The following is a 6,018-nucleotide window of genomic DNA, read 5'->3' on the forward strand; positions in this document are numbered from 1 at the left end:
CCTATACCAACTCTGACTCTAAAGAGTTTTTAGCAGAATCTGTTTTCAATTTAGCTTCAGCTTTGGCTTTGCCGCTTACGGTATCAGACAAAATTTTCCCATCTAACATTTCAATTTTTCTGCTAGCTCGCTCCGCACTTCGAGGATCATGAGTTACCATACATATCGTCGTGCCTTCTTGGTTCAATTTTTCTAATAGTTCCATTACAAGTTCAGCATTATGAGAATCTAAGTTTCCAGTTGGTTCGTCAGCTAAAATAATTGATGGATTGCCAACCAAGGCTCTCGCGACCGCTACACGTTGTTGCTGACCGCCAGATAACTGAGAGGGATAATGCGAAGCTCTGTGTGTTAACTCTACTTTTTCTAATACGCGCTCTACTCTTTCCGCATATTCTTTTTTATCAATATCGGCTCTATAGGTTAAAGGCAATGCTACATTTTCACCGATTGTTAAATCACTGATGAGATTAAACGATTGGAATACAAAGCCAATTTCTTTCCCTCTAATTGCGGCTCGTTGTTTAGCGTCAAACGATGAGACCTCATGACCTGACAGAAAATATTCGCCAGAAGACGTTTTATCAAGAAGCCCTAGTATGGATAGCAAAGTTGACTTACCACAACCGGAAGGACCGGTTATCGAAACATATTCACCATCAGAGATACTTAAATTCACTTTGTTTAGTGCATGCGTTTCTACTTCATCAGTCGAAAATACCTTGCATATATCTACTAATTTAATAATATTATTCATCTTTATACCTTCCCACTCAATTTAATTTATTAATATTCTTGAATACTGTTCAAAGTCGCTAATTTCAGACACAATTATTGAGTCGCCTTCGTTAACACCATTTATTACTTGAATATCAAGATTAGATGATATCCCAAATTTAATATTTGTCTTTTCAGCGTACTTTTTGGCTTCATCAAGTTTAAAAACAGACATAATTTGATTGGCTTGAGAAAATGCAGGCCGCCGAACATACAAACTATTATTTTGATGGGCAATAACGACTTCACCATCGATGGTTAAATCAGCTCTTGCCTCTTCAGGCAATGGTCCAGTAAGCTCTACGTCGACTTGCACAGTTCCTGAAATAACGGTTGGATCAACTCTCGATACTTCACCGTCGATAACGTTATAGCGGGTTTTGACTTTTACCTTTTGTCCAACACGTATATCTGAAGCTTTAAATTCAGGCACATTCAACTCGGCAATAAGATCGTCTGCTTTTGCAAACCTTGCAATGTTATCCCCAATGACAACCCGCTGTCCTAATTCAAGTGGCAACAATTGAAGCACTCCTGATACGGGTGCCTTAACTTGTAATGACTCCAGTTGAGCTTCTACTCGAGACAATTGATTTTTTTGACGGCTCAAACGGGCAGATTGCGCTTGATATTCCGACTGCAACGTCATTTTTAATTGCTCTAAACGAGCTTTATCCATCTCTATATTCTTCTTTAATCGAGCAACACGTAACTTTCTTGATCGAAAGTCGAGCATAGAAATAGTAGCGTTACCCGACTTAATCAATCCATCTTCCGCATCTAACCTTATTTTTTCTTGGTTATAGAGCATTTCATTATCGAGTAACTGTGCTTCTGCATCGAGCAAGCGAGTTTTATGTTGTTCTTGGAGTGCCTTTAACTCCGCTTTCATCGCATCCAACTCCCACTCAAGTTCGGTTGCTTGTTGCGCTAGTTCAGGATTAAGCAGTTCTACGATAAGTTGATCTTTATCAACGAAAGCACCTGGCTTCACCAGTATTCGTTCTACTTTACCTTCTACCGCACTTGCAACCCAACGAATATCTCTTGAAGCCAATGTCCCTTGAGCTGAAACTTTTACCACGAAGTCACCCTTTTCTACTTTTGCCGTCACAATATTATTGGCAGACACTTCGTAAGTACCAATATTAATTTGAGTACTTATTAGTATCAAACTAAAGGCCACTGCAACAAAAGAAACTACGATAAACGCTTTCTTTTTATAGAATGGTTGACTTTTCTTTTTGATTATATCCATAACAACTCACTATTATTAAAACTAACTACTATCTGTATGCGCACATACCTTAAAACATGAAGCTGCTGACTTCATCTAATGCTTCAAAGAAGTTTTCAATATCACTTGGTTTATTGTAGAGGTAAGTAGAGACTCTAATGACTTGCGACTTAGCTTCACTATCAATATAGGGTTGAGCGCAAAGATGACCATTTCTGCACATCATACCATAAGAGTCGCTCAACACTCTCGCAACATCATCTAACTTATTTTGAGTTGGTATCTTGAAGCTGATTACCGCTCCTCTATCCTGTTCGGGAGTCTTATTAATAACCTCTAAATAATCACGCTTTCCAGCTAAGCTGTACATCAAGTTCGCCATTTCTTTATCATGACTTTCCAACTTATCGAAACCAATTTTATTCAAGTAGTCGATTGCCGCACCCAACCCATAAGCACCTGCAATATGTGGCGTACCCGCTTCGAATCGATGTGGAATTTTCCTTAGCCGATATTCTTCTAAACTAACCCAATCAACCATGCCTCCACCTAAATTTAAAGGAGTCAGAGACTCCAGCATGTCCCTTTTTCCGTATATCACCCCAATTCCAGTGGGCCCTAACATCTTATGCGCAGAAAATGTTAGAAAATCCACATCAAGTTCGTGAACATTGATTTTTCTGTGAGGAACCGACTGAGCTGCATCAACAACAACAATTGAACCAGCTTCCTTCGCTGCCTTTGTCATTTCTTTGAGTGGGCTATAGACCCCCGTTACATTAGAACAGTGTGTGATCGCAACAACTTTGGGTTTTTGCTTGAGCAGTTCATAGTATTGTTCTAAATCGAGTCCGCCATACTTGTTAAAGCCGACAGCGGAAATAGTCGCATGCTTCATCCAGGGTAATAAATTTGAATGATGCGAATCCGAAAAAACTAAGACATTATCATCTTTATTTAGCTCTAACCCGGATGCTACTAAATTAATTGCTTCTGTTGTATTTCTTAAAAAAACAACCTCATTACCAGAGCAGGAAAGTAACTCCGCAACTCGATAGCGCGCTTGTTCATAACGATCAGAAACTTGTTCTAATGTATAGTTTTTTCCTCGATGTACATTAGATGAAATACCAAGGTAATACTCATTGATTGCTTCAACCATTACTTTAGGCTTGAGTGTCGACGCTGCGCTATCAAGATAGGTAACTCGAGTTCCATCGATTTCTTTAGAAACACCCGGAAAATCTTCAGTTATTTTTTCGTAATAATTATTATCAAACATTTTAGCTTAAACCTTTAACCGATTGAAATTTGCCCGACCGTTCTGTCGCAATATAATCCACAATACTGGTAGATACCTTTGTATCTTGCCCTAAAACATCTTGTAACTTATCAATAAAAACAGATTCATTACCTTCTTGGTAATTTTCATTAGTAATTATTTTAAATAAAAACTCATTATCTTTAACTTGTTCTAGCTGATATTGATCAAGCCAATCTGCAAATCCTAAAAGCGAATCTGCCTGTTGCGGAGATAAAATAGGCTCTCCATTTCGCGTAATAAAATGTGAAACTTTACCTTCCATGATAACCGCTTGCCGATCACTTCCGCACGCACAAGGCTCATCAATCAAGGTTACAATATCGCCCGTTCGATATCGCAAGTGTGGAACCGCTCCTTGATCAATACTGCTGATGCAAAGTTCATGAAACCTTCCACCCATCACAGATTCAATTTCTAAAGGAATATATTCAAAGAAGTAGCTTTCTTCATTTAAGTGAAGTTTTTGATGAGGGCACTCCATAGCTACCCAACCAAACTCTGTTGAAGATAAAAGTTCGCCATACTGGCTATCTAATGGATAAAACTCTGAAATTTGTCTTTTACTGACTCTTGTTGCACCAGTGTATGAAGTCATACAGGGAATATTGGGCGGAGTTAAGCCTCGTCTTTTGTACTCTCTTAACAAAAAAGCAAAGTGAGTGGGATCAACGTAAAACATATTCGGTTGATACTCTTTTATTTCGTCAATTGCCCGCTCAATCATCTCATTAGAAGTGGTTAATAAATCATGATATACAGGTAAGACCAGCGTAGCATCCGATAAAATTCGGTCTTCTATGCCGCTATTAGGGTTAGCACACTCAACGTCAGAACAATTCGGCGCAGCATATCGAGCAATTTTTCGTCCTGTTTTACTGAATGCTTCGAAGATAGCAGGGTTAACACGTGCACAAGAAATCGCTCTTTGCAATAGATGCATGCCGATTTCGATGGTAATCAGTCGCTCACCTGTTGTTCCTGAGCTTCGGCTACTGGTTAGCATCGGATGATTTAGAGGAAACCCTTCTGCTAGAACACCTTTTGGAAAATTTTTTCGATAATCTACCTTTGCGGTAAAGGGTAGTTTATCAATGTCCTTTTCACTTTTAATATCGGAAGGGTCAACGCCCATATCATTCAGTTTTTTATAATAAAATGGGACATTCTTATACGCATACTCAACTTCTTTCAAAAAACTATTAAACTTTCCCATAATTAACCTATTTCTTGTTATTTAATTAAAATAAATGTCACTTTTTATACAACTAAGTCTTTATCGAAAGCCTTTTTTAGTTCAAGCCTAAGTTTATCGATTACGCTATCCACGTGAGGAGGTAACATCATGCTCAAATGACTGCCCTCAACATCAATACTTCTGACATTTCCTTGGGTACATTGTTTCCAGTTCGTCATTTGAGATGGCACCAACTCTAAGTCAGAATTCGACTTCTGGGTAGCCCTAAACAAAGAAATATCTATTTTTGAGTTTTTAGACTGATCGCTGCCTACCATAGAGTCAATATTGCAGAAAAAGTGCAAATACTTCTTCCACATATTTTCATCAATCCAATCAATCTTTACATCACTTTGTTTCATTTCATTTAATAGGTAATTAATACCATTTTCTTTGTCGTAATTTGATATCGCATCCCAGTCTAACTTCATATCAAAATCTAAATAGTCGTTAAAGGCTGACTTTATCGAATCATGCCAAGAACGACCTTTTACAGAAGGCAGTGGAAATGGACTCGTATCAAGTATTCCTAAATAATTAATTTCACTTCCCATTTCAGTAAGCTGGCAAGCGATTTCATAAGCAATGCCTCCCCCCATAGAAAAACCTAACAGGTTATAAGTCCCTTTAGGCTGAATAAGCTTTATAAGCTCAACATAAAATGATGCTAAATCTTCAATAGATGAAGGTTTAAAATCAGTAAAAAGTTCTGGCGCTTGTAACCCATAACATACGCCATAGTCTGAAATTCCATTGGCTAAATACCGGTATGCCATCGTACTGCCGGAACGTTCATGCAGGCAAAAAATATTATTGTCGCTCGAAGAGTCATTAAGCTTAACAATCGTGTCATTGTATTTGTCAAAGACATACTCTAGCGCATCGGAAAATCCTTTATTCTCGTGAGAAAGAAGAAGTTTAGAAAGGTGCTTAATCACAGGCTGATCAAATACTTGTTTTACTGTTAATGCGACCTTAAATGATTTTTTAACGTCTATGATCAACTGTAAAACCAATAATGAGTGTCCGCCAAGCTCAAAGAAATTATCCGTTATGCTGATGTCTGCTTCTGGACGTTTTAACAACTTCGACCAAATAACAACCAATTGTTGTTCGATGTCATTGCTCGGCGCAACGTACTCTCTTTGCACCGAAGTAAACGTGTGCTGCTTCAAACTTTTTCGATCCAGTTTGCCATTCGCAGTCAAAGGAAAAGCATCCATCACCACGAACGCTGATGGCACCATATAAGCGGGCAATGTTTCATTTAACTTGGCTTTTAATTGCTGCACCAAAGCCACTTCATCTTCACACGCCGGCGCCTCTACGTAACCCACCAGTTGTGATTCACCCGCCTCGCTTTTCTGAGCCATCACCACACTGCTTTGCACCTCCGGCTGCTGCGTCAGTTGATGTTCTATTTCTCCCAATTCGATCCGGAACCCT

At 38.7% G+C, this 6,018-nt stretch carries 5 protein-coding genes; all 5 read right to left on the minus strand.

Annotation, left to right across the window (positions count from 1 at the left end; translation table 11 throughout):
- Window position 1: 1 nt before the first annotated feature.
- Complete coding sequence (locus ACTUJY_RS12740) at window positions 2–757, minus strand: ABC transporter ATP-binding protein (RefSeq protein ID WP_463616476.1); 756 nt, start codon at window positions 755–757, stop codon at window positions 2–4.
- 21 nt (window positions 758–778) lie between these two features.
- A complete protein-coding gene (locus tag ACTUJY_RS12745) occupies window positions 779–2,035 on the minus strand; it encodes an efflux RND transporter periplasmic adaptor subunit (RefSeq protein ID WP_463616477.1) in 1,257 nt (418 codons plus the stop codon).
- Window positions 2,036–2,084: 49 nt separating this feature from the next.
- On the minus strand, window positions 2,085–3,296 hold the full coding sequence (locus ACTUJY_RS12750; protein ID WP_463616478.1) for an aminotransferase class V-fold PLP-dependent enzyme: 1,212 nt from the start codon (window positions 3,294–3,296) through the stop codon (window positions 2,085–2,087).
- Window position 3,297: 1 nt separating this feature from the next.
- The gene (locus ACTUJY_RS12755; protein WP_463616479.1) at window positions 3,298–4,551 is read right to left on the minus strand and encodes a phenylacetate--CoA ligase family protein; all 1,254 of its coding nucleotides are present in this window, start codon (window positions 4,549–4,551) and stop codon (window positions 3,298–3,300) included.
- Between the two features lie 44 nt (window positions 4,552–4,595).
- Window positions 4,596–6,018, minus strand: a 1,423-nt coding sequence (locus ACTUJY_RS12760) for a thioesterase domain-containing protein (RefSeq protein WP_463616480.1), incomplete at its 5' end; no start/stop codon positions are given.

It is taken from the genome of Pleionea sp. WD8-19 (genome assembly GCF_055326765.1).

What these genes read in the sequence shown, in the direction of transcription:
- ACTUJY_RS12750 (WP_463616478.1), bottom strand. Translation starts at nt 3,296, where the DNA reads ATGTTTGATAATAATTATTACGAAAAAATAACTGAAGATTTTCCGGGT.
- ACTUJY_RS12745 (WP_463616477.1), bottom strand. Translation starts at nt 2,035, where the DNA reads ATGGATATAATCAAAAAGAAAAGTCAACCATTCTATAAAAAGAAAGCG.
- ACTUJY_RS12740 (WP_463616476.1), bottom strand. Translation starts at nt 757, where the DNA reads ATGAATAATATTATTAAATTAGTAGATATATGCAAGGTATTTTCGACT.
- ACTUJY_RS12755 (WP_463616479.1), bottom strand. Translation starts at nt 4,551, where the DNA reads ATGGGAAAGTTTAATAGTTTTTTGAAAGAAGTTGAGTATGCGTATAAG.